Annotated in this window: 14 protein-coding genes; 8 read left to right on the forward strand and 6 right to left on the reverse strand. The window is 72.3% G+C overall.

From position 1 onward, the window contains the following. Position 1 precedes the first annotated feature (1 nt). Positions 2 to 2,920: a glycosyl hydrolase 115 family protein gene (locus ACIA6A_RS34605; protein WP_396102196.1), complete on the reverse strand. Its 2,919-nt coding sequence runs from the start codon at positions 2,918 to 2,920 to the stop codon at positions 2 to 4. 236 nt (positions 2,921 to 3,156) lie between these two features. Between ACIA6A_RS34605 and ACIA6A_RS34610 the strand changes: the two genes are divergently transcribed. Then, positions 3,157 to 4,212: a hypothetical protein gene (locus ACIA6A_RS34610; RefSeq protein WP_396102197.1), complete on the forward strand. Its 1,056-nt coding sequence runs from the start codon at positions 3,157 to 3,159 to the stop codon at positions 4,210 to 4,212. Positions 4,213 to 4,250: 38 nt separating this feature from the next. Here ACIA6A_RS34610 and ACIA6A_RS34615 read toward each other — a convergent pair whose 3' ends face one another. From ACIA6A_RS34615 to ACIA6A_RS34625, 3 genes are all read right to left on the reverse strand, one after another. Then, positions 4,251 to 4,841: a class I SAM-dependent methyltransferase gene (locus ACIA6A_RS34615; protein WP_396102198.1), complete on the reverse strand. Its 591-nt coding sequence runs from the start codon at positions 4,839 to 4,841 to the stop codon at positions 4,251 to 4,253. A 22-nt stretch (positions 4,842 to 4,863) separates the two neighbouring features. Then, the gene (locus tag ACIA6A_RS34620; RefSeq protein ID WP_396102199.1) at positions 4,864 to 6,057 is read right to left on the reverse strand and encodes a D-alanyl-D-alanine carboxypeptidase family protein; all 1,194 of its coding nucleotides are present in this window, start codon (positions 6,055 to 6,057) and stop codon (positions 4,864 to 4,866) included. 2,133 nt (positions 6,058 to 8,190) lie between these two features. Continuing rightward, complete coding sequence (locus ACIA6A_RS34625) at positions 8,191 to 13,674, reverse strand: carboxyl transferase domain-containing protein (protein WP_396102200.1); 5,484 nt, start codon at positions 13,672 to 13,674, stop codon at positions 8,191 to 8,193. A gap of 236 nt (positions 13,675 to 13,910) precedes the next feature. Between ACIA6A_RS34625 and ACIA6A_RS34630 the strand changes: the two genes are divergently transcribed. The 4 genes from ACIA6A_RS34630 to ACIA6A_RS34645 all read left to right on the forward strand — a co-directional run bounded on the left by ACIA6A_RS34630 (position 13,911) and on the right by ACIA6A_RS34645 (position 18,397). Continuing rightward, on the forward strand, positions 13,911 to 14,765 hold the full coding sequence (locus ACIA6A_RS34630; RefSeq protein ID WP_396102201.1) for a polysaccharide deacetylase family protein: 855 nt from the start codon (positions 13,911 to 13,913) through the stop codon (positions 14,763 to 14,765). Between the two features lie 108 nt (positions 14,766 to 14,873). After that, on the forward strand, positions 14,874 to 15,206 hold the full coding sequence (locus ACIA6A_RS34635; protein WP_396102202.1) for a hypothetical protein: 333 nt from the start codon (positions 14,874 to 14,876) through the stop codon (positions 15,204 to 15,206). Positions 15,207 to 15,260: 54 nt separating this feature from the next. Further along, positions 15,261 to 16,034, forward strand: a complete 774-nt coding sequence (locus ACIA6A_RS34640) for a hypothetical protein (RefSeq protein ID WP_396102203.1) — start codon at positions 15,261 to 15,263, stop codon at positions 16,032 to 16,034. Positions 16,035 to 16,111: 77 nt separating this feature from the next. Continuing rightward, complete coding sequence (locus tag ACIA6A_RS34645; protein ID WP_396102204.1) at positions 16,112 to 18,397, forward strand: putative bifunctional diguanylate cyclase/phosphodiesterase; 2,286 nt, start codon at positions 16,112 to 16,114, stop codon at positions 18,395 to 18,397. A 51-nt stretch (positions 18,398 to 18,448) separates the two neighbouring features. On the opposite strand, the gene ACIA6A_RS34650 is transcribed toward ACIA6A_RS34645, so the two are convergent. Continuing rightward, positions 18,449 to 18,886 (reverse strand): hypothetical protein, encoded by a 438-nt coding sequence (locus ACIA6A_RS34650; protein ID WP_396102206.1) that lies wholly within the window; start codon positions 18,884 to 18,886, stop codon positions 18,449 to 18,451. A 69-nt stretch (positions 18,887 to 18,955) separates the two neighbouring features. Next, positions 18,956 to 20,170, reverse strand: coding sequence for an MFS transporter (locus tag ACIA6A_RS34655; protein ID WP_396102207.1), 1,215 nt, complete (start codon positions 20,168 to 20,170; stop codon positions 18,956 to 18,958). A 73-nt stretch (positions 20,171 to 20,243) separates the two neighbouring features. Here ACIA6A_RS34655 and ACIA6A_RS34660 point away from each other — a divergent pair, with 73 nt between their 5' ends. The 3 genes from ACIA6A_RS34660 to ACIA6A_RS34670 all read left to right on the forward strand — a co-directional run bounded on the left by ACIA6A_RS34660 (position 20,244) and on the right by ACIA6A_RS34670 (position 22,555). Continuing rightward, positions 20,244 to 21,059 carry a DeoR/GlpR family DNA-binding transcription regulator gene (locus ACIA6A_RS34660; RefSeq protein ID WP_396102208.1) on the forward strand — a complete coding sequence of 272 codons (816 nt, stop codon included), beginning with the start codon at positions 20,244 to 20,246 and terminating at the stop codon, positions 21,057 to 21,059. Beyond that, on the forward strand, positions 21,028 to 21,690 hold the full coding sequence (gene lexA / locus ACIA6A_RS34665; protein WP_396102209.1) for a transcriptional repressor LexA: 663 nt from the start codon (positions 21,028 to 21,030) through the stop codon (positions 21,688 to 21,690). Before ACIA6A_RS34660 ends, lexA begins: the two co-directional genes overlap by 32 nt. A 121-nt stretch (positions 21,691 to 21,811) precedes the next feature. Then, entirely contained in the window at positions 21,812 to 22,555 is a 744-nt protein-coding gene (locus ACIA6A_RS34670) for an MBL fold metallo-hydrolase (RefSeq protein WP_396102210.1), read from the forward strand.

The following is a 22,555-nucleotide window of genomic DNA, read 5'->3' on the forward strand; positions in this document are numbered from 1 at the left end:
GTCAGTGACCTCCGTGGGTGGCCCGGCGGCTCTCGGGCGGGCCGAGGTAGCTGTAGGGCAGCGGGGTGGTCCGGACCACCAGGCGCTGGACGACGATCGTCGGGTCGAGGGGGCGGAACGTGAGGGTGTGGACGCCGGGCCGCCGCACGGTGTGCCGGGTGGTCGTCACGTTGATGTTGTCCGAGGTGTTGCGGGCCCAGGCGGTGTTCATCGTGCCGTCGTCGGAGCCGGTGGCCGCGATGATGTCGACGACCTGGGGCGGCGCACCGTCCAGGGACACCTCGTAGCGCAGCGGGGCGCCGGTGCGGTTGCGCGGTGACAGGTAGGCCGCCACCGTCACCGGGCCGGCGGCGGTCAGGGTCATCGTGTAACCGAGGGTGCCCGCGGTGGGGCTGGTCAGGCCGTTGCCGGTGCGGCCGATGCCGGACAGCAGCCGCCAGTCACCGGACCTGCTGGTGTAGTGGTCGGCCTCCATCGCGACGTAGCCGTTCGCTTCGAGGAAGCCGGCGCCGGGTTCGCGTACGTTGCGGATCGGGGCCTGGATCGTGATCGTCGATCCGGCACCGGTGACGGTGATCGGCACCGTGGTGGTGCCGGCCGGGGCGCGGCGCCAGTCGACCGTGACGGTGGCGCGGATCTGGTCGGTGACCCGTCCGGTCGCGGGCGTCACGTGCACCCAGGGCCGGCCGGCGGTGATCCGGTATCCGAACGGTGCGGTGCCCTTGTTGTAGACCTCGAGATACTGCGCCGGCTGGGCCTGCCAGGGGCTGAACTCGGGCAGCGTGACCGGGTCACCACCGTCGAGGGCGACGCCCAGCGCGGCGGCTGGCGGCACCTCGATCCGTTTGAGGTGCGGATATACCGCGTCCGGCAGCGCCACGTTGTTGAGTTCGGGCTGCTGCCACGGGGCGTTCGGGCCGTAGCGTTCCACGTCGCCGTACCCGATTTTGGGCTGGGTCTGCCAACCGTTCCATTTTCCGCCGGCGAGGACCGTGTTGTAGTAGCGGCTCATGTCCTGGTCCTCGGCGAAGAACTGTTCGGCCCGGTCGGCGAGTTTGTTCGTGGCGGCCCGGCCCTGTTCCGCGTACATGATGTTGGTGAATTGGGCGCGCCGCAACGCGTACACGACGGCGGTGTCCTTGATCGCGTAATGGACGAGTTGGTAATAGGCGTCCCGGGCGGCCGCGGGAACGGCGCGGCGCATGCGGTCGGAACGCCGGGCGAGGCGCTCCCAGTCGGCGACGACCCGGTCCATCTCCCGGTACGCGGTGAGGCTGAACGGATTCTCCTCGTCGTCGTAGACCACGGCGTTCGTGGCCGGGTCGAGCGTGATCCGGCGGTTGAGCAGCTCCGGCTTGCGGCGGGACTGCAGGCGGCCGTACTCGTCGAGCAGTGCGGCGATCCCCGGCGCGAGAGCGGGACCGAAATTCTGCGCGGCATAACCGCGCAGCCAGGCGTCCGGCCCGATCGACGGGTCCCAGGCGTAGTCGAGGAAGAACTGGGCCGGCAGCTCCTCGTTCTTCAGGTCGCCCACATTGGCGACCCACAACCGGTCGACCCCCGAGATGTACGCGCGGTTCAGCTGCTCCCACGTGTTCGTCAGATTGGCGGTGTCGGCCCACTTGTAATTGCGCCCGACACCGACGTAGTCGAAGTGGTAATACATCCCGTAACCACCGGAGCGGGCCGGCATAGACGGATCGGGGAGCTTGCGCATGTTGCCCCAGTTGTCGTCGCAGAACACCACGGTGACGTCGTCGGGCGGGCGGTATCCCTGTTCCCAGTAGCGCTGCACCTCTTTGTAGAGGGTCTGCACCTGGGGCCGGTCGACGAGCCCGGTGTCGCGCAGGATCTCGCGCTGGCCGTCGATGATGGAGCGCATCAGGTCGATGCCGTCGCCGTCGGGCAGGCTGGTGTCACCGTTGCCGCGCATGCCGAGCGTGATGACGCCCTCGATGTCCTGGTCGGCCATCCGTTGCGCGCCGTCGCGCCAGTACGCCTTGATCGCGTCCGGGTTCTTGACGAAGCTCCACTGGCCGGTGCCGGCCGGGTGCCGGTTCCACTCCTCGATGCCCCGCATCATCGGCGCTTCGTGCGAGGTGCCCATGACTACGCCGTACAGAGTGGCGGTGGCATGGTTGAGCGGGTCGTCCTCGGCGAACGCGCGGCCCCACACGGCCGGCCACAGGTAGTTGCCCTTCAGCCGCAGCAGCGTCTCGAAGACCTGACCGTAGTAGGCGGCGTTGAGCCCGCCCGGGTATCCGGGTGCTTTGCCGGGGCCGAAATAACGGGGGGCCCACGTACCCGTCGCGGGGTTCTCGTCGTTGATGAACAGCCCCCGGTACTTCACTGCGGGCGTGCCCTGGGTGTGCCGGCCCGGCGTGACGTAGACGGCGGCGTGGTGCTGCGCCGGCACGTCGTCCCAGAACGCCCACGGCGAGATCCCGATGCGCTTCGACAGGTCGTACGCGCCGTAGATGGTGCCGCGCTGGTCGCTGCCGGCAATGACGAAAGCCTTGCGGACGCCGGGCAGCGGGTCGGTGACGACCTGTTCGACGGTGGTCTCCCACGCGCCGCGAACCCCGCGGACGTCGAGCTTGCCGCGGGCCACGATCCGGTCGACGAGCGGGCTCTTGCCGAGCGTGCCGATGATGATCGGGGCCTGTCCCGCGCGTTCCACCGCCCCGGTGACCTCGTGGAGGTCGTCGCGCAGGTCGTCGGCGACCCGGATCACGCCGGCGTGGTCGTCGGTGCTGACCACGACCGGCGCACCGGCCAGCGGGAACCGGCCGGGGCCGGGCTCGAACGCGACGTAGCCGCCGCTGCCCGGCGGGGGCGCCGCCGCCACCGGCGACGGCGACGCGGCCGGTGGCACCACGGCCAGGGCGACCACCATCAGCATGGCCAGCGGTCCGGACATCGACGCCCCCTTGTTCCTTCGTAAGTTTCGGAAACATTACGGTCGGCTATCGCAAGGTAGAGGCATCCATCGATCTCCGTCAAGGTGCGGATTTAACGCGTCAGACATTTACCGACATCAAAGGCCTGGCGTATGTGTCCGATTGCCGACGCTCGGGGATCCGGAACTTCCGGTGATCTTTCCGGCCGCACTGCGACGCTTTTCGGGTCCACCAACCACTCCAGAAGGAGTTCGTCATGCACCGGATCAGCGCACTCACCACCAGCCTGCTGATGGCCGCCGCCGTCATCCCGGCCACCGCCACCACCGCCACCGCCGCGCCCGCGGCCATGCCGGTCACCTCGGGGTACGCCTACGTGTGGGCCAACCAGCCGACCACGGGCTCGTACGTCCCGGCCGCGGCGTACAGCGCCAACTCCACCGGCGGCGTCAACACCGTCAGCCGGCTGGGCACCGGACGCTACATAGTGCGGATGCCCAACCTGGGCACGTTCGGCGGCGTCGCCCACGCCACCGCGTACGGCAGCACGGACGCGACCTGCCAGGTCAACCAGTGGTACGTCGCGGGCACCCGGATCGACCTGTACGTCCAGTGCAACCGCGGCACCGGCGCGCTGCTGGACAACCGGTTCACCGCCAGCTTCACCAACGAACCGGCGTCGACCACGACCGGATACCTGTGGGCCGACCAGCCGTCCGCCGCGTCGTACACACCGAGCCCCACGTACCAGTGGAACTCGGCCGGCGGCACCAACACCGTGCAACGTCAGGGACCCGGCAGCTACGTGGTGCGGCTGCCCGGTCTCGGCACGACCGGCGGGCACGTGCAGGTGACCGCGTACGGCAGGAGCGCCGCCCGCTGCAAGGTCGTCAGCTGGGGACCGAGCGGGAGCACCCAGCTGATCCGGGTCAACTGCCGCAACGCCGCCGGGGTGCTGACCGACAACCGGTACACCCTGACGTACGTGGACCACAGCGGGCTGCTGTCCAGCGACTCGTCGGCGTACGTGTGGGCCAACTCCCCCACGTCCGCCCAGTACTACCCGGCGGCGAACTACCGCTTCAACTCCAGCGGCCTCACCAACTCGGTGCGCCGGATCAGCACCGGCAACTACCTGGTCGCGCTGCCGCACCAGCCGCTCGGCAACGGCACGGTGCACGTGACCGCGTACGGCCCGAAGGCGCAACGCTGCACCGTCGGCTCGTGGGGCAGCGCCGGCGTCCGGGTGCTCTGCCGCACCTCGGCCGGCGCGTGGACGGACACCCAGTTCGACCTGGCGTTCCAGCGCTGAGCAGCACCGTGTGGGACGGCCCTGACCGGCACCGGCGGTCAGGGCCGCAGCACGGCAACCACAAAATCGGACCCCGGCGTGTACGGCCGCAGGTCCCACGTGGCGAGCAACAGATCCGGGGTCAGCCCGGCGGTCTCCACGTCGACCAGGAAGTCGTCGACCTCGTAACCCCGGCCGGCGCCGAACCCGACCACCGCCCGGCCGCCCTCGGCCAGGTGCGCGGCGAACCGGCGCAGCACCGCCACCCGGGTCGCCGGAGCCACGAACGTCATCACGTTGCCGCCGCAGACCAGCACGTCGAAACCGGGCCCGGGGAGCTCGAGCTCAGCGAGGTCCCCGACGGTCCAGGACGAACCGGGATGCGCGGCCCGCGCCTCCGCGATCAGCTCCGGGTCCAGGTCGACCCCGGTCACCCGGTGCCCGGCCGCGGCCAGGAACCCGCCCACCCGGCCGGTGCCGCAGCCGGCGTCCAGGATCCGCGACCCACGCGGCACCATGGCGTCCACCAGGCGCGCCTCCCCGGCCAGGTCGGCACCGGCCGCGGCCAGATCCCGGAACCGCTGGATGTACCGCTGGGAATGCCCAGGGTGCTCCGCGATCTGACGCAACCACAGATTTTCCTCGATCACCCCTGCACCCTAGTGCGGATGTTCACCCGCCCGTACGTGTCAACCGCCACCACACCGACGGCTCGGGAGTGACGCCGTCCGAGCGCAGCTCCACCCGTACCCGCGGATCGCTCTGCCCCGCCTCGACCGCACCGACCACCGTGCCGGCGGTGACCGTCGGACCCGGAGCCGTCGTCGTGACCGTGACCGGCACACTCAGGCCGGGCCAGCCGACCACCTTGACCGCCGACGCCGGGCTCACCGTCGTGGTCGCACCCCACGCGGTACGCACCTCACCGACCGGGTCCGCGGCCAGCAGCGGATACTCCTTGACCGTCGTGGCGACCGCCTTGAGCAGCTTGCGGACCACCTTGTTGACCTCGGCGAGCTGCTCCGGCGTGTTCGCACCCGGCTGGTTGAAGACCGCGCCGACAATGGTCAGCTTCCGGCCACCGACAGTAAGGTATGCGGAGAAGAGCAGGTTGCCGCCCGCCTCGTCGGTGGAGCCGGTCTTGATGCCGAAGACCCCGTTCTCGCCGAGCAGGTCGTTGTAGTTCTGGATCGTCCCGGCCACCGGGATACTGGCCGACGGCAGCGCGACGATCTCCGCGAACGACGGCAGCTGCAACGCGGCCTGCCCCAGTTTCACCTGGTCGGCGGCGGTGCTGATGGTGCTGGGCAGGAACCCGCTCGGGTCGGTGTACTCGGTGTCGTCCATCCCCAGGTCGTCGGCGGCCGCGTTCATCTTCACCAGGAACGCGTCCTGACTGCCCGCGTCCCACACACCCAGCATGTGCGCGACATTGTTCGCCGACGGCAGCATCAGCGCCTCGAGAGCATCCCGCTCGGTCATCACCTCACCCACGGTGACCGGCACCAGCGACTGCCCCATCGGGATCCGAGCCTGATAATCCGCGACGTCGGCGGCACTGACCGTGAGGTCCGGGCCCTCCTCGTCACCCTCGAGCGGGTGCTCCTTCAAAATCACGTACGCGGTCATCACCTTGGCGACACTGCCGATAGCGGCCGGCTCCGACGCCCCGGACCGGCCCAGACTGCCCAGCCCCTGGATCATGATCTCGGCGGACCCGGCCTCCGGCCACGGCAGCGAAGGAGCCTTCCCCGGAATCTTCAACGTCTCGGCGACCGACGCGGTCAGCGTGGCGGCCGGCAACGACCGGTTGAGCTGCACCGCGGACCCGGCCCCGAGCCCGGCGACGAGCAGCACGGCGAGCACGAGGGCAGGCAGCAGGCCCTTACGCTTCTTACCGGGAGCGACCTTCGCATCCCGCGGCTGTGAACGATAGACCCCGGCACCGTCCGGGTTGGACGATCCGGACCCCGCACCTGCCCCTAGCCCGGACCCTGACCCTGACCCGGACCCGGACCCGAACACCGTCCCGGCCCCGGCAGGACGCCCCGGACTGACCGGCGCATTCTGCGGCGGCCGGGCCCCGCTCCGCTGAACAGGAAGAACCGGAGCAACCTCCGGAGCCCGAGCAGCCGGCCCCACCACCTGAGCAGACCCGGCACCCACCTGCGCCACCCCGGCTCGACCGACCTGCCCCGACCCGGCCTGCCCCACGTGCGCCGACCCAGCCTGGCCCACGTGCGCCGACCCAGCCCGGCCCACCTGCGCCGACCCGGACTGGCCCACCTGCGCCGACCCGGACTGGCCCACCTGCGCCGACCCGGACTGCCCCGGCCGGCCGGCCTGCGCCGACCCGAACTGCCCGCCCTGACGCACCTGCCCAGACCCGAACTGCCCGCCCTGACCCACCTGCCCGGTCTGCTCGCCCTGACCCACCTGCGCGGACCCAGATTGCCCGGGCTGGCTCGCCCGCGCGGACCCGAACTGCCCGGGCTGGGGTGGCCCGGACTGCGGGGCAACCTGCGCCGATCCGGACGCCGGGCGCCCCGATTGTGCCACTCCAGCAGCCGGCTGACCCGGTTGAACAGACCCGGGACCAGCCGGCCGGGCCTGCGCCGACCCGGATGCCGGACGACTCGCCTGACCGGAACCCGCCGGCGGACCACCCGCTTGCACGGAACCGTCGGCCGGGCGACCCTCCTGGCCAGGACCCGCGGCTGGATGACCCGCGGGGGCCGCAGCCGGTGCCGGGCGATCCGGTCGCGCGAAGCCCCCGGCCGGCAGCGCGATCTGCGCAGAACCGGCCGCTCGCGGCGGATTGGCCGGCGTGCTGCCCCGCTCCACACCGGCCGGCGCGACCGAACCCCCGGACTGGTCGACGGGCGGACGGGCCTGCCCGGAACCGGAGACCGGGCGAACCTGCGCAGAACCTGCGGCCGGGCTGCCCTGCACGGCACCAGCAGCATCGCGGGCCCGCGCCGGAGCTGCAGCGGGGCGAGCCTGCCCCGGAGCTGCAGCGGGGCGAGCCTGCCCCGGAGCTGCAGCGGGGCGAGCCTGCCCCGGAGCTGCAGCGGGACTTCCGTGCACCGAACCAGAAGCCGGGCGAGCCTGCGCGGAGCCGGCGGCCGGACTTCCGTGCACAGAACCAGCCGCCGGGCTGCCCTGCACAGAACCAGCCGCCGGGCTGCCCTGCACAGAACCAGCCGCCGGGCTGCCCTGCACAGAACCAGCCGCCGGGCTGCCCTGCACGGAACCGGCCGCGGGGCGGGCCTGCGACAGGTCAGTGGGTCGGCTGCCCTGCACCGGGACCACCGGTGAGCGGGGCGAAGGCGGGACCGGGGTGGCCGGTGCCGGACCACGTGTGGGATCGGGTTGCGACGGGACCGGCGGGCCGCCACGTGCCGGGGCCGCCGACGGGGTGGGGTGCGTCGGTGCCGGCGGGGTGTTCACCCTTGCCGAACCGACCGATGCCCGGCCCGCGGCGCCTCCCGGCGTGCCGGGTGAACCGGGGACGCCGGATGAGCCGGAAGCTGCTGAGTCACCGGCGAAACCGCTGCTGGGGGAACCGGCAGGAGCACCGGGGGCTGAGCCGGAAGCTGAGGAGGCACCGCCGCCAGTGCCACCTGGGGAATTACCCCGGGGACCACCGTCATGGCCACTAGCGGGAGCACCAGAATGACCACCCACGGGAGCGCCACCGGGGCCACTCGTGGGAGGGCCAGCGGGACCACCTGCGGGCGCGCTGCCGGGACCGCCCTCGGGAGGACCGGGAGGACCACCTGGGGAGGTGTCGCTGGGACCGCCTGCGGGGGCGGGCTTGGGTGATTTGTCCGGGATGGGCGGCGCCGAGGCTGAGTTTTCGGCCGGCTGGTCCGGGTGTGCCGGCTGTGTCATTCCTCGGTCTCCCCCCGGCCCGGGGGATCCGGGCGAACGACAAGTATCGCGGACGGGCGCCAGCCCCCGAACGGCCGTGTCGGTCGTCGGGGGCTGGGCTGCCGGTCAGCTGGTCATTGCCTTGCTGATGGCCTCGATGATGCTGGGACGGAGTTCGGCGGCGCTGATGATGGCGTCGACCGAGCCGACCTCGACCGCTCGCTGGATGCTGTGGACGCGGTCGAATTCGGCGGCCACCTCGCCCAGTTTTTCGGCTCGGACCGCGGACTGGACCTCGGCCAGTTGTGCGGTGAGGGCGGCGCGGGCTGCTCCGCTGAGTGCCGAGAGCTGGGCCTGGAGGTCCTTGACCCGGGGGTCGGTCGCGGTGCGGTTGTTGACCTCGCCGGAGAACACCACCGCCGCCGCGGGGGCGCCGCCGAGGACCGAGGCGAACGAGCCTTCCAGGGCCAGCACCGTCATGGACGGGTTGAGGGCCTTGGAGAAGACCACGAACGCTCCGCCGTGATAGCGGGAGATCACGCAGAAGACGATCGGGCCGTCGAAGTTGACGATGGCCCGGCCGATCTCGGCTCCGTATTCGAGCTGGAGCTTGCGCATGGATTCCGGGGAGCCGTCGAAGCCGGACAGGTTGGCCAGCACGACCAGGGGGCGGTTGCCCGAGGCCGCGTTGATCGCCCGGGCCGTCTTCTTGGACGAGCGGGGGAACAGCGTGCCCGCGGTGTACGTGTCCGGGCCGTCGGTGGGCGGGAAGCCCCGGCGCGGGACCGAGCGGGACTCGATGCCGATGAGGCAGACCGGCCAGCCGCCGAGGTGCACGTCCTGCACCACGGACGTGTCCGCGTCGGCCATGCCCGCCCATCGTTCCAGGACCGGGTGGTCCTGGTCGGACAGTGCGCGCATCACCGTACGGATGTCGAAGGGCTTCTTGCGGTCGGGGTTGTGGGTCGTGGAGAAGATCTGGCCGACCGTGGTGAAGTCGCTGCCGGCGATCGTGTGCGGGAACTCGGTGACGCTGCGGTCGGCCGGGTCGGTCGTGGTGGCCTTGCGGGGTGCGGTCTCACCGGGGACCACGTAGGTGTGGTCGTAGTGGGACATCAGCACGGTGCGGGCGCCGGCGAGGTCGGGGGCCCAGTACTGGGCCTGGCCGTTCGGGCCCATGACCCGGTCGTAGCCACCGATGCCGAAGTTGTCCTCGGCCGACACGCCACCGGAGAAGTCGAGGGACTGCTTGCCGGTCAGCACCATCGCCGAGTCCGGCGTCATGATCAGGATGCCCTTGGTGTGCATGAGCATCGTCGCCTCGGCGTTCCAGTACGGCTGGGCGCCGACGTTGATGCCCGCGACCACGATGTTGATCTCACCGCCGGCCTGGGTGAACGTGACGATCCGCTTGAGCGCCGCGGCGACCCAGTCCATGTTCTCGGTGCCGGAGGACATGGAGATCCGGGCGCCGGCGGACAGCGCGAACCATTCCAGCGGCACCCGCATCCGCTCGGCGAGGTCGAGCGCGGCGATCACCCGGGCGCATTCCGGCTCGGAGAGGGCGCCGAGGGCCTTGGTCGGGTCGCCGAGCAGCAGGACCCGGGTGATGCCCTCGGGATGCCGTGCGGTGACGGTGGTGACGACGCCCGCCACGAGCGCCGCGCTGTTGCGGCCCTTCGGACGGTCGACGGGCACGAGCACGCCGTCCGCGTCGAGGTCGTGCTCCACGAAACTGCCGAGCAGACCGGTCAGCTCGTACGGGTAGACGTTGCCCCGCCGCGCCGCCCGCAGCACCTTCTGGCGGTAGTCGTCGAGCGGCTGGATCGGCTCGGTCGAGGGCGCGCCGACGTCGAGCTGCGCGCCGTTGCCCGGTTCGAGGGTGATCCGGACCGCGGCCTCGGTCAGCTCACCGGACTCCTTGCGCTGGCGGGCCAGGAACTGGACCTCCTCCAGCCCGGCGCCCGCGGTGGTCGGCAGGATCCGCTGGACCAGCGTGTTGAGCTCGTCGGGGGTGAGCTCGGTGGGCGGCCAGACGTACATCATGATGCGGTTGGTGTCGAAGCGCTTGTTCTGCGGGCGCTGCGCCTGGATGGCCCGGATGGCGTCGACACAGCCGGAGACCATGTCCTCCAGCGCGGGCAGCGCGACCAGCCGGCCGTCGGTCTCGCGCAGCGGGGTGAGGTCACGGACCTGGCCCAGCGCGATGAGCCGTTCGTCGGCCGGGTTGCTCTTGGCGACGGCCTTGAACAGATAGACCTCCTCGTCGGCCGAGGGCAGCCGGGTGAGGTCGAACTCGCGCAGCCGGTGCAGCTGCAGGCGGCCGGCGATCTGCGGGTGCAGGCCCCGGATGAGCCGGTCCTCCTCGAAGGACGAGGCGGACGACGAGGAAGCGCCGGGCCGGAACGTGAAGTGGTGGTGCATCGCGCCGCTGGAACCGGCGACGGTCGCGGTGACCCGGCGCACCCCGGCGGGCAGTCCCTGCCCGGCGATCAGCGCGCCGAGCCGGACCGCCATCGTGTCGGCGTCGGGCTGGTCCTCCCACGTGACGTACAGGTCGGCGACGAGACCGCGCTCGGGCACGCCGGCGGCGAGCGTGCCGACGGCGCCGATCGCGTCGGGCAGGGCGGCGATGTCGACGGCGGTGGTGACCACCCGGGTCACCCGGGCCGGTCCGGTGTGCTGGGCGGTGACGAACTGGCAGCCGCCGACCTGGCTCGCGGTCACGTCGGACAGCCACCGGTTGCCGTAGTAGCGGCGGGTGAGGACCTCCAGCAGCGGCGCGTGGTCGCGGCCGGGGCGGCCGATCCGCTGGCCGACGAGGCGGACGAGCGGCTCGGCACCGGCCACCATGGACTGGATCCGCTCGGCGCGGTCCGGGGCGTCCGGGTTCTGGTCGAGGTGGCGCAGGTCGGCGCGGACCGCGGCGTACACGGTGGCCCGGTTGCGGCGCAGCAGCGGCTGGGCGAACCAGCGGAACACCACACCGCGGGCCAGGTCGGACACCGCGGGGAAGCGCACCTGGGTGGCCTCGATGAGGTGTTCCAGGGCGAGCCCGGCGCGTTCGCCGAGTTCGCCGAGCGGCGGCGACCCCGCGAGCCACTGGCGCAGCAGCTCGGAGACGACCGTCGCGTCGGCCGGCATCCGCTGCTGGGCCAGGAAGATCCGGAAGACCGCGGCCTCGAGCTCGGGCGTGCGGTCGAGCTCGGTGACGCCGTAGTGCGCCAGGACGCGCTTGAGCTTGGCCTGGAACGCGTCGGGGAGCCCGGCGCGCTCGGCGTCGAGGCTCTGCAGGTAGCTGTGGAAATACTCGCGAGGGCTGTGCACCGGGCTGCCCGGCTCGACCTCGATGCCACCGGCGGGCTTGTTGCGGCTCAGCTCGGAGAGATCGGCGAACACGGTCAGCAGGTCCAGCTCGGCGGGGACCAGCCGGCCACCGGACCCGGCCCGCGCGTCCAGGAAGCCGGTGAGCAGCAGGCGGCGGTCCTCCGGGTCGACGTCGAAGCCCAGCAGCAGGCTGCGCAGGTCCTGCAGGCCCCGGACGGCACGCTCGGCGGCGGAGGCCACGGCGGGCGCCGCGGGCAGGTCGATCTCGACGGTCTCGCCGGAGACCTTCTCCTCCTCGGCGCCCTCGTCGGCGAGCGGCTCCAGGCGCATCAGCGGGGTGCCGGTCTCGACCTGGCTGCCCACCGAGACCGGGCATTCGCGGACCCGGGCGCGGAACGGCGCGCGCAGCACCGTCTCCATCTTCATGCTCTCGAGCACCAGGATCGGCGCGCCGGACTCGACCTCGTCGCCGACGGCCAGCGGGGTCGCGACCACGAGCGCGGGGGCCGGCGAGCGGACCACGCCGCCCTCGTCGCGGCTGATCCGGTGGGTGGTGCCGTCGACCTCGACCAGGTGGATCGGGCCGTGGGTGGCCGACACGAAGCGGAAGCGCCGCCCGTTGACGTGGATCTGGCCGCTGTGCGCGTCGTAGCGGTCGATCTCGACGTCGGCGCGGTGCGGGTCGCCGCCACCGGAGATGCCGACCCGGAAGCGCTTCTGACCGACCCGGGCCACGCTCACCCGGTAGCCGGCACCGCGGAGTTTGAGGTCCAGCGGGCGGCCGCTGTCGTGCTGCACCTGCGGGCGGCCGCCATGCGCGGTGACGAGCAGCCGCTGCCGGCTGATCTCCTCCTCGTCCTGGTAGGCCTCGATCGCGGCCGCCGCGAGGGCGATCGCGGAGTGCTTGTGGCTGACCAGGCGGCCCTCGGCGCGTACCCGGTCGATCCAGCCGGTGTCGGCACTCGCGTCGATGACCTCGGGCTGGTCGAGCAGATCCAGCACGAAGCTCTTGTTGGTCGTGCCGCCCTCGATGATGACCGTCGTCTCGGCCATGGCCCGCCGCAACCGGCCCAGCGCCTCGTTGCGGTCGCGCCCGTACGCGATGATCTTGGCGATCATGGAGTCGAAGTCACCGGGGATGGTGTCGCCCTCGCTGACCCCCGTGTCGACCCGGATGCCGGGGCCGGCGGGCAGCGCGAGACGGGCGATCCGGCCCGGCGACGGCGCGAAGTCACGATCCGGGTCCTCGGCGTTGAGCCGCGCCTCGACCGCGTGCCCGAACTCGACCGGCTTCTCACCCTCCAGCTTGCCACCGGCCGCGACGTGCAACTGCAACCGCACCAGGTCGGTGCCGGTGGTGATCTCGGTGATCGGGTGCTCGACCTGCAGCCGCGTGTTGACCTCGAGGAACGCGAACAGCTTCTCACCGGGGTGATAGAGGAACTCCACCGTGCAGGCGCCGCGGTAGCCGACCGTGATGGCGAGACGCTCGGCGGACGCCTTGACCTCGGCGGTCTGCTCCGGGCCGAGGATCGGGGAGGCGGACTCCTCGATGATCTTCTGATTGCGGCGCTGGATCGAACAGTCCCGTACACCCAGGGCCCAGGCGGTGCCCTGACCGTCCGCGATGACCTGGACCTCGACGTGCCGGGCACCGGTGACCAGGCGCTCCAGGAAGACGACACCGGAGCCGAACGCCCGCAGGGCCTCCTGGCTGGTGCGCTCGTAGGCGTCGGCGAGGTCAGCGCCGGAGGCGACCATCCGGATGCCGCGCCCGCCACCGCCCGCGGTGGCCTTGAGCATCAGCGGGTAACCGATCCGGTCACCGGCCGCGAGAGCGTCCTCGAGCGTGGCGACCTCACCGCGGCTCCACGGCGCGACCGGGACCCCGACCTCCTCGGCGATCAGCTTCGCGCCGATCTTGTCGCCGAGCTTGCGCATGGCGTCCGCGCTCGGGCCGACGAAGGTGACGCCGATCCGGTCGCACAGCTCCGCGAACGCGGGGTCCTCGGCGACGAAGCCCCAGCCGACCCAGGCGGCGTCGGCACCGGTGGCCAGCAGCGCGCGTTCCAGGACCGCGAGGTCGAGATAGGGCCGGGCCGCGGCCGGGCCGAGCGGGTAGGCGATGTCGGCTTCCCGGACGAACGTCGCGTTGCGGTCGGCGTCGGTGTAGAGAGCGACCGTCTCCATCCGCGTCCCGGTTTCCGCCGAAAGATCCCGGACAGCATGGATGAGCCGCATCGCGGCCTCACCACGGTTGACGATGGCGACACGACTGAACACCGGCTGAGCCTCCCAGATACCTGCACGCTGACTACCTGCACTGTGCTCGACTACCGACCGGTAACCAATGCCGCACGCCAGCGTGCCAGAGCCGCAGGTTTGTAGGAAACCTACAAAAGCCGTCGGGCATTCCCGACACCCCCACGGAACCGGCCATGACGTTACTGTCGGTGACAAAACACCACGCGGAGTGCCCGATTTCGTGAACTTGATCCACGTTGCTATGTTGCCGAGTCGTGAACATCGGCCACCTTCCCTCCGATCCCGTCACTCGCCGTCGCCTGCTGGGCACCGCCGGGTCGATCGTCGCCGGGGCGCTGGCGCTCGGGGCATCCGCGTCCCCGCCAGGGCCACGCAGGACGGTGGCCTCGGCGTTCCCACGACCGGCCGGCCCGGCGGGCGCCTCGCACAAGCCGAAACCGAAGCCCAGGCCGCTGCCGACGCTGAACCGCCCGGTCTTCACCCTCACCGACTACCGCAAGGTCGTCACCGGCCCCGCGTTCCCGGGTCACGCCGTCGCGCTGACCATCGACGACGGGCCGCACCCGGTGTGGACACCGAAGATCCTGCGACTGCTGGAGAAGCACCACGTACCCGCGCTGTTCTGCATGATCGGCAATCAGATCCGCGGCCACGAGGCGACCGCCCGGGACGTGGTGCGCGACGGCCACCACATCGCCAACCACACGTGGAGCCACCCGCTGCGGCTGTCCAAGAAGTCGCACCGCACGCTGGACCGGGAGCTGACCCGCGGGCAGGAGACGATCCACGACACCACCGGGCAGACACCGACGCTGTTCCGCTCCCCCGGCGGCGACTGGGGCACATCGTTGCTGAAAAGTGCCGCCGCGCACCAGCTCGTGCCGCTCGACTGGAACAACGACCCCCGCGACTGGACCCGCCCCGGCACCGATGCGATCACCCACCGCATGCTGACCGCGAGGCCCGGCCAGATTCTGCTCTGCCACGACGGCGGCGGCGACCGCTCCCAGACGTACGCGGCCCTGAAGGCGGTCATCCCCCAGTTGAAGGCCCGCGGCCTGCACTTCGTGGCCCTCGACGGGCGCCCGTCACCCAAGCCCGCGGCATAGCGGCCGGCGGGGACGTTCCCCCGGCGAGGACCCCCAAAGGCTGACGTGTGGACGGTTGTGGCCCTCGCCCTCGCAGCTCCACCCCACGCGACAGCGTAGGGTGGCCACATGGTGACGGATCTCGCCCGGGGCTTCCTCCGGCGCGTGCTGTCCACCTTCCTCGCGCTGGCCCTCTCGGCCGTCGCCGCGCCCCACCTCGCCGCCGGCCCTCCCACCGGGAACGCGCCCGCCGCGCAGGCCGCCGCCGCGACCACGGCCCAGGCCACCACGTCCACGGCCGCACCGCTGGTGGAGGCGGACGCCGCCGCGCCGCCCGGGGTCTGCCTCGCTCCCCCGGCCGAGGTCCGGGGCGAGGCCGTCGTCGTGCGACCGGGCGTCCTCACCGCTCAGTTCTCCACCGGGGTCCCCGGATCCCGTGCACCGCCGTCCGTCCACGTGTGAGTTCCCCCGCCGGCCCCGCCCGGCTCCCACGTGACCGACGAACGGAGCTGCACCATGTCCAACTATGTCGCCGAGATCTTCCTGAACCAGCCCGCCCCCGCGATGATCTGGGGCATGTTGTGGGTGCTCACGCTGCCCGCGCTCGTCGTGCTGGCCGGCCCGGACGGTCCCGGGCACCCGTGGCGGGCGTTCCGGCACACGGTCGGGGCGATCCACCGGATGTGCACGGAACGCCGGCGGCGGCGGGCCGAGGCCGCGGCCACCGTGCGCTGGGCCGGTGAGCTCGACGTCGCCGCCCGCCGCGCCGAACGCGCCGCCGAGCTGTGGCAGACCCGCTGGACGGACACCGAGGCCGCGGTGGAGACCGGCTGGCAGGCGTGGCAGGACGCCCAGGACCGGCTCGACCGGGTGCTGACCGCGACCGCGTTCCGCAAGCCGTTCAGCGTGCCCACCCCCACCGAGTACGCCGGCCGGGAGCGCTACCTGCACCGGGCCGTCAGCGCCGCCGCGGACCGGGGCGACCTGCCGGTGTCCGCGGTCGCCGACGCGTACGCGGGCCGTGGCTGGGACGCCCGGCTCGACCCGTTCGACCAGGAGCTCGCCGTGCTGCGGGCCGCGGTCGCGCACCGCGGCGCGGGCTACCGCCGGGCGGTCGCCGAGGAGCAGCGTGCCTGGCACGACCTGCACCTGGCCCGCACGGTCCGCGCCGACCTGCACACCCAGCGGGCCACCGCCGCGACGACCACCACCGCGGCCTGGAAGGTGCTCGACGCCACCGCCACGCGGATCCGGCCGGCCCGGACCGCCCTGCGGGTCCGCACGGCGTGACCTCAGCAAACCGGCGGACCTGCCGATGGGGCTCACGGGTGGCGTGTCACCACCCGTGAGTTCCCCCAGGAGGCGCGGTGGGTGTCCGGCTGTCGGACGAGGCGTTCCGTTCCCGCCACAACGCGCTGCGCGTGGTGTTGTGGGCCCAGTTCCCGATTCTCGCGCTGGTGGCGTGGTGGCACGGCCCGCACATGGACGCCGCGCCGGCCGCCGAGCTGGCGGCCCGGATCGTCCAGGCGGTGCTGGTCGTCTGCGCGCTGGGCAGCCTGATCATCCGGAACCGCCGCGCCGCCGCGGTCACCGTGTCGCTGGGCCTGCTGCTGTCCGCGGCGGCGCTGACCGAGGTCGGTGGCGGGCGTACCGATCTGCACTTCGCGTTCTTCCTGATGGTGGGCCTGATCAGCCTCTATCAGGACGGGCTGCCGCTGGCGCTGGCGGTGGTCCTGGTGATCGCCCACCACCTCGTCATGGGCATGCTCGACCCGTCGATGTTGTACTCCGACCACGGCGCGGACCAGGAGTGGATCCAGCTCGCCGCACTGCACGCCGGGTTCGTACTGGGCTGCTGTGCCGTCCAGATCGTGTACTGGCGGTTCGCGGCCCGCGCGCAGGCCGAGACCGACGCGGTCCGCGGCGCGGCGGAACGGGCCCTGCGCGCCGGTGCGGAACGTTACGAGTCGCTGGTGCAGGACGGCTCGGACATCGTCACGGTGGTCGACCGGGCCGGCCGGGTCGTGTCGGTCAGCGCCGCCGTGGAACGGATCATGGGATTCCGGCCGGACGACCTGACCGGCACCCGGTACCCGGACCTCATCCACCCCGACGACCGGCACCGCTACCGCGACGGCGATCCCGACGACTACCGGGCCGAGGTCCGGCTGCGGCACGCCGACAACACCTGGCACTGGCACGACCTGGCCGTCCGTGACCTCACCGACCGGCCCGCGGTGGCCGGACTGGTGATCAACCACCGGGACGTCACCGAGCGCCGGGCGTTCCAGGACCAGCTGCAGCACGAGGCCACCCACGACGCGCTGACCGGGCTGGTCAATCGGGGCGAGCTGATCCGTACGCTGGCCGCGCGGTTGACCCTCGGGGACGACCTGGCCGTGCTCTATCTCGACCTGGACGGCTTCAAGAAGGTCAACGACACGTACGGGCACGAGGCCGGCGACGCGCTCCTGGTCGCCGTCGGCCGCGCCCTGCACCGCTGTGTGCTGGGGTCGGACACCGTCGGCCGGCTCGGCGGCGACGAGTTCGCGGTGGTGCTGACCCGGATCACCACGGTCGACGACGCCGTCGCGGTGGCCACCCGCATCCTGGCCGAGCTCGCCCTCCCGGTCGAGGTGAACGGCCGGGACCTGCAGCCGCGGGCCAGCATCGGCATCGCCTTGGCGATCGGCGAGGCGGTGGGCACGGACGCGCTGCTGCACCGGGCGGACACCGCCATGTACCACGCGAAGCGGGACCGGACGGCGAACTGGCGGCTGTACGTCGACGGCCTGCACGACCCGGACAACGCGGCGGCGACGCTGGAGGACGACCTGCGCGACGCGGTCGAGCGCGACCAGCTGCACCTGCTGTACCAGCCGGTGGTGGCGCTGGAGACCGGCGAGCTGGTCGGCGTCGAGGCGCTGGTGCGCTGGGACCACCCCACGCACGGGCTGCTGCCGCCGGAACGCTTCCTGCGGCTCGCCGAGGAATCCGGGCTCATCGACGAGATCGGCCGCCGGGTGCTGAACCGCGCGTGCCGTCAGGTCCGCCGCTGGCAGCGCCGGATGAGTGCGGCGGGCCGGCTCAGCCTGTCGGTCAACCTGTCACCACGCCAGCTCGAGCACGACGGCACAGTGGCGGACGTGCTCGCCGCCCTGCGCGAGACCGGGTTCGACCCCGGCGACCTGACGCTCGACGTGGCCGAGACCGCGGGCGCGGCCACCCCGCGCCTGGGCGTGCTGCGCGACCTCGGCGTCCGCGTCGCCCTGGACGATTTCGGCTCCGGGAACTCCTCGCTGCACCAGCTCACGAACCGGCCGGTGGACGCGCTCAAGCTCGACCGCCGGTACGTGGCGGACCTCGACGGGACGGGTGGCGGCTCGGCGGTCGCGGAGGCGGTCGTCCGGCTCGGCCACCTGCTGCACCTGGACACGGTCGCCGAGGGGGTCGAGAACGCCGCCCAGGCCGCCGAGTTGACGCTGCTCGGCTGCCGGACCGCTCAGGGGCACCATTTCGCGTACCCGCTGACCCCGGACGAGGTCGGCGAACTGCTCGACAGCGTGCCCGCCGGGACCCGGCCCCGGCTGCCGGTGCCGCTCACGTCCGCGAACCCGGCCGCTGCGGCACGGGAGCCGTTCCGGGCCGGGTGACCGCGCCGCGTTCCATCTCCGCCACCCGAGGCCACTGTGGAGCGTCGGCCCCTAGGAAGCGGCGGACGGCCGGCGGAGCTGGGACAGCGCGCGGGTCACGTAGGCGACCAGGACCACGCCGGCCACCGTACCGAGCGCCACCAGCGCGGCGCCGATCGGCCAGAGACCGTCACCCTGGGGGTCGGTGGACGCGGTGACGACGAAGCCCGTGGTGATCGCCACCGGGATGACCGCGGTGGCCAGGCCCGGGCGGCCGGCGCGGCCCGCGGCGAACGCGAGCAGGCCGACGATCGCGGCGAGCCCGAGCACCTGCCAGGCCGACCAGGGACCGGTGTACGAGTTGGTGTCCGGGTGGAAGTCCTTTTCGGAGTCCCAGCCGAGCAGCGCCCAGTAGGCACCGCCGGAGAGCACCGCGAGGCCGGCCACCCAGCCGAGCGTGCGGGGGAACGTGGTCAGGTCGGCGCGAAGAGGGCTGGCGTGTTCAGTCATGCCGATGAGTCTTGTCGCCGCCACCGCACCCGGGATGAGTGCGGGTACTCAAACCCGGGTGGGTGTCCGCTACCGCGCGGTCCGGGGCCGCATGACGCCGGCGCCGACGGAGGCGAACGCCAGCAGCAGCGCCACCAGCCACAGCGCGGTCAGCAGGCTGGTCCCCTCGGCGAGGAAGCCGATCGCGGGCGGCCCGGCCAGGCTCGCGAAGTAGCCGATCGTCGCCACCACGCTGACCCGGGCGGCCGCGTTGGGGCCGCTGTCGGCCGCCGCGGACATGCCCAGCGGGAAGCCCATGGACACCCCGATCGCCCACAGCACGACACCGATCAGCAGCAGTGCCGGGTGTCCGGCCAGGATGAACAGGGCCACGCCGAGAACGCCGAGCGCCGAGGTGATCCGTACCGTGCGCACCCGGCCCAGCCGGTCGACCAGCGGGCCGCCGGCGACGCGGGCCAGCGTCTCGCCGACCGCGAAGACCGTGAAGAAGAGCGCGGCGACCGCGGACGCCTGGCCGTGGCCGTCCTTGGCCGCGAGCGTGAGCCAGTTGTTGGCGGAGCCCTCACCGAGTTCGGCGCCGAGCACGAGCAGGCCGATCAGCAGCAGGCGCCAGTCCGTCCAGCCGCGCAGCCAGCGGCGCAGGCTCTCGGCGACCGGGATCTTCTCGTCCGAGGCCTCCTCGCCGTCGCGGGCGCCCAGCGGGATGGCGCCCGCCATCACCAGGGCGGTGCCGGCCATCAGGATCGCCGTTCCCGCGAACTGCCAGGCCGGGCTGATCCCCAGCCAGGCGCACGCGGCGCCGATGCCCGATCCGGCGGCCGCGCCCGCCGGCCAGGCGGCGTGCATGAGAGGCATGAGGGTACGGCCGGCCGCCTTCTCGATCGCCGCCCCCTCGACGTTGATCATGACGTCCAGGCAGCCGATCGCGAAGCCGACCACCACGAACCCGGCGCCCACGACCGGGATCGAGTGCAGCATTGCCGCACCGGCGCCGATGACGGTGACCGCCACCGCGATGAGCAGAACGGCACCGGTGATCGCCCGGCGGGCCCCGAGCCGGCCGAGCAGCGGCGTGGAGGCGAGCAGCCCGGCGACCGACCCGACGGTCACGCCGGCCAGCAGCACGCCGATGGACCCGGTGCTCAGGTCCAGGTCGGCACGCAGGTCGGGCAGGCGTGGTCCCCAGGTGGCCAGCGCGAGACCACCGATGGCGAACGCGATGATGATGGCGTTGCGCCAGCGGGCGAGCTCCCGCCGGTCGGTCAGCACTTGCGGCTCGGACACCCGTACCCCCAGATGATCTGATCGTTTGATCGTCGAGAACGATCGTTTGATCACCGTAAGGTAAAGTGTGGCCATGGGCAATCAGCTGCGCCAGAAAGAAATCCTCGACGCGCTGCACCGCGACGGCCGGGTGGAGGTCCCGGAGCTCGCGGAACGGCTCGGCATCTCCCCGATCACCATCCGCCGCGACCTCGACCAGCTCGCCGCCGCCGGGGCACTCCGCCGGGTCCGCGGCGGCGCGGTCACCACCGTCCTGCGTGGCGAAGGCCTCCCGTTCACCGCCCGGGCCGTCGACGACATCGCCCTCAAACAACGGATGGCCGCGGTGGTCGACGGCCTGATCGCCGACGGCGAGGCGGTCGCCATCGACGGCGGCACCACCGGAGCCGCCGCCGCGACCGCCCTGGCCCGGCGCCGGATCACCGCCATGCCGTTCTCGGTGCAGGCCATCGCCGCCCTCGCCGGCAGCCCGAGCGTCAACCTGATCCTGCCCGGCGGCTCGGTCAGCATGCGCGAAGGCACCATCGTCGGCCCCCTCGCCGAACGGACCCTCGCCGGGCTGCGCTTCGACACCGCGGTCCTGACCTGCTGCGCCGCCGCACCCGCGGTCGGCGTCACCGCCTACGACCCGGCCGAGGCCGCGGTCAAACAGGCCATCCGGGCGTCCGCGGCACGCACGGTCCTCATCGCCGAGGGTGCCAAGTTCACCCGCAGCGCCATGGCCCTGGTCTGCCGACTCGAGGAGATCGACGTCCTCGTCACCGACCCCACCGCCCCCGCCGACCTGATCGCCCACCTCACCGGCGCCGGGGTCCGCGTCGAGGTCTGCGGCGCGCCTCACCAGGCAACCGGCGCCGATGAGGCAGAATCCAGCGGTGCCACCGACTGAGGATCTCGACACGTCCCGGCTGCCCGCTCGCCAACGGGAGATCCTGCTGGTCATCCAGAGATGGGCGATCAGGTACGGCTACTCCCCCTCCACCCGCGAGATCGGCGACGCGGTGGGCCTCGCCTCCACGTCCTCGGTCAGCCGCCACCTGCGCGCGCTCGAGGAGGCCGGATTCCTCAGCCGCGGACGAACGGTGACCCGCCCGATCGACGTACGCATGTTCCTCGAACCGGCCATCCCCGCGCAGCGCGACCGGAATACCGTCGGCGTGCCGCTGGTCGGCGTGATCGCGGCCGGAAGCCCGATCCTCGCCGAGGAACACGCCGAGGAGATGCTCGAACTCCCCCGCGATCTCGTCGGGCGCGGGACGCTGTTCAGCCTCACGGTCCGGGGTGACTCCATGGTCGACGCCGCCATCTGCGACGGTGACATCGTGGTGGTCCGGCAGCAGCACGAGGCGTACAACGGCGACATCGTGGCGGCGATGATCGACGAGGAGGCCACGGTCAAGGTCTACCGCCGGCGGGCCGGCCACGTGGTCCTCGAGGCGCGCAACCCGGCCTACGACGACATCGACGGTGATCGGGCGGTCATCCTCGGCAAGGTGGTCTCGGTCCTGCGCCGGGTGTGACACCTCCCGGGCCGGCCTGACACGTCACGCTCAGCTGCCGAGATCGATCGCCGCGACGATCCAGCGACTCACCGGCGTGTGACCATGCGCATCGGGTGGGGACAGATGACACAGTGGACCGATGTTGAAGCAGGTGGCTGACGGGGTCTGGGTCCGGCAGAGCGAGTGGGTCTGGAGCAATGCCGTCGTGGTGCGCGGCGAGGACGGGCTGGTCCTGGTCGATCCCGGCATCGACGGCGCCGATCTCGACCAGCTCGCCGACGACGTGGAGCGGCTCGGTGTCCCGGTGGTGGCCGGGTTCTCCACCCATCCGCACTGGGACCACCTGCTCTGGCACTCCCGGTTCGGCGATGTGCCCCGGTACGCCACCCCCGGCTGCGCTCAGGTTGCCGGTGAGGCCCGGGAGCGGGCGCGGGCGATGGCGGAGCAGAGCGCGCCGGGCATCCCGCTCGAGCTGATCGGGCTGCTCACCCCGCTGCCCGAGGACGGAGGGGCCCTGCCGGGCGAGATCATCGAGCACGAGGCGCACGCGGTCGGGCACGCCGCGCTGCTGCTCGCGGACCGGGGCGTCCTGATCGCCGGGGACATGCTCTCCGACGTGCTGATCCCGCTCCTCGACCCGCGCCGGCCCGGTCAGGTGGACGCCTACCGCACGGCACTCGACCGGCTGGATGCCGCCGCCCGGCAGGTCGACGTCCTGATCCCCGGCCACGGGGCCGTCGCCGAGGGCCGTGGGATACCAGCCCGCCTCGCCGCCGACCGGGCCTACATCGACGCGCTGCGGCTGGGCGAGGACCCGGTCGACGCGCGGCTCGAGCAGGACTGGCTCGCCGGCCCGCACCGGGCGAACCGGGAACGGGCCTGA

The organism is Actinoplanes sp. NPDC051494, from assembly GCF_044454705.1.
Classification (GTDB): Bacteria; Actinomycetota; Actinomycetes; order Mycobacteriales; family Micromonosporaceae; genus Actinoplanes.

Bases quoted from the DNA above. Each gene is read 5' to 3' on its own strand.
- lexA (WP_396102209.1), top strand. From the start codon at position 21,028: ATGAGGCAGAATCCAGCGGTGCCACCGACTGAGGATCTCGACACGTCC.
- ACIA6A_RS34635 (WP_396102202.1), top strand. From the start codon at position 14,874: ATGGTGACGGATCTCGCCCGGGGCTTCCTCCGGCGCGTGCTGTCCACC.
- ACIA6A_RS34650 (WP_396102206.1), bottom strand. From the start codon at position 18,886: ATGACTGAACACGCCAGCCCTCTTCGCGCCGACCTGACCACGTTCCCC.
- ACIA6A_RS34610 (WP_396102197.1), top strand. From the start codon at position 3,157: ATGCACCGGATCAGCGCACTCACCACCAGCCTGCTGATGGCCGCCGCC.
- ACIA6A_RS34640 (WP_396102203.1), top strand. From the start codon at position 15,261: ATGTCCAACTATGTCGCCGAGATCTTCCTGAACCAGCCCGCCCCCGCG.
- ACIA6A_RS34670 (WP_396102210.1), top strand. From the start codon at position 21,812: ATGTTGAAGCAGGTGGCTGACGGGGTCTGGGTCCGGCAGAGCGAGTGG.
- ACIA6A_RS34660 (WP_396102208.1), top strand. From the start codon at position 20,244: ATGGGCAATCAGCTGCGCCAGAAAGAAATCCTCGACGCGCTGCACCGC.
- ACIA6A_RS34605 (WP_396102196.1), bottom strand. From the start codon at position 2,920: ATGTCCGGACCGCTGGCCATGCTGATGGTGGTCGCCCTGGCCGTGGTG.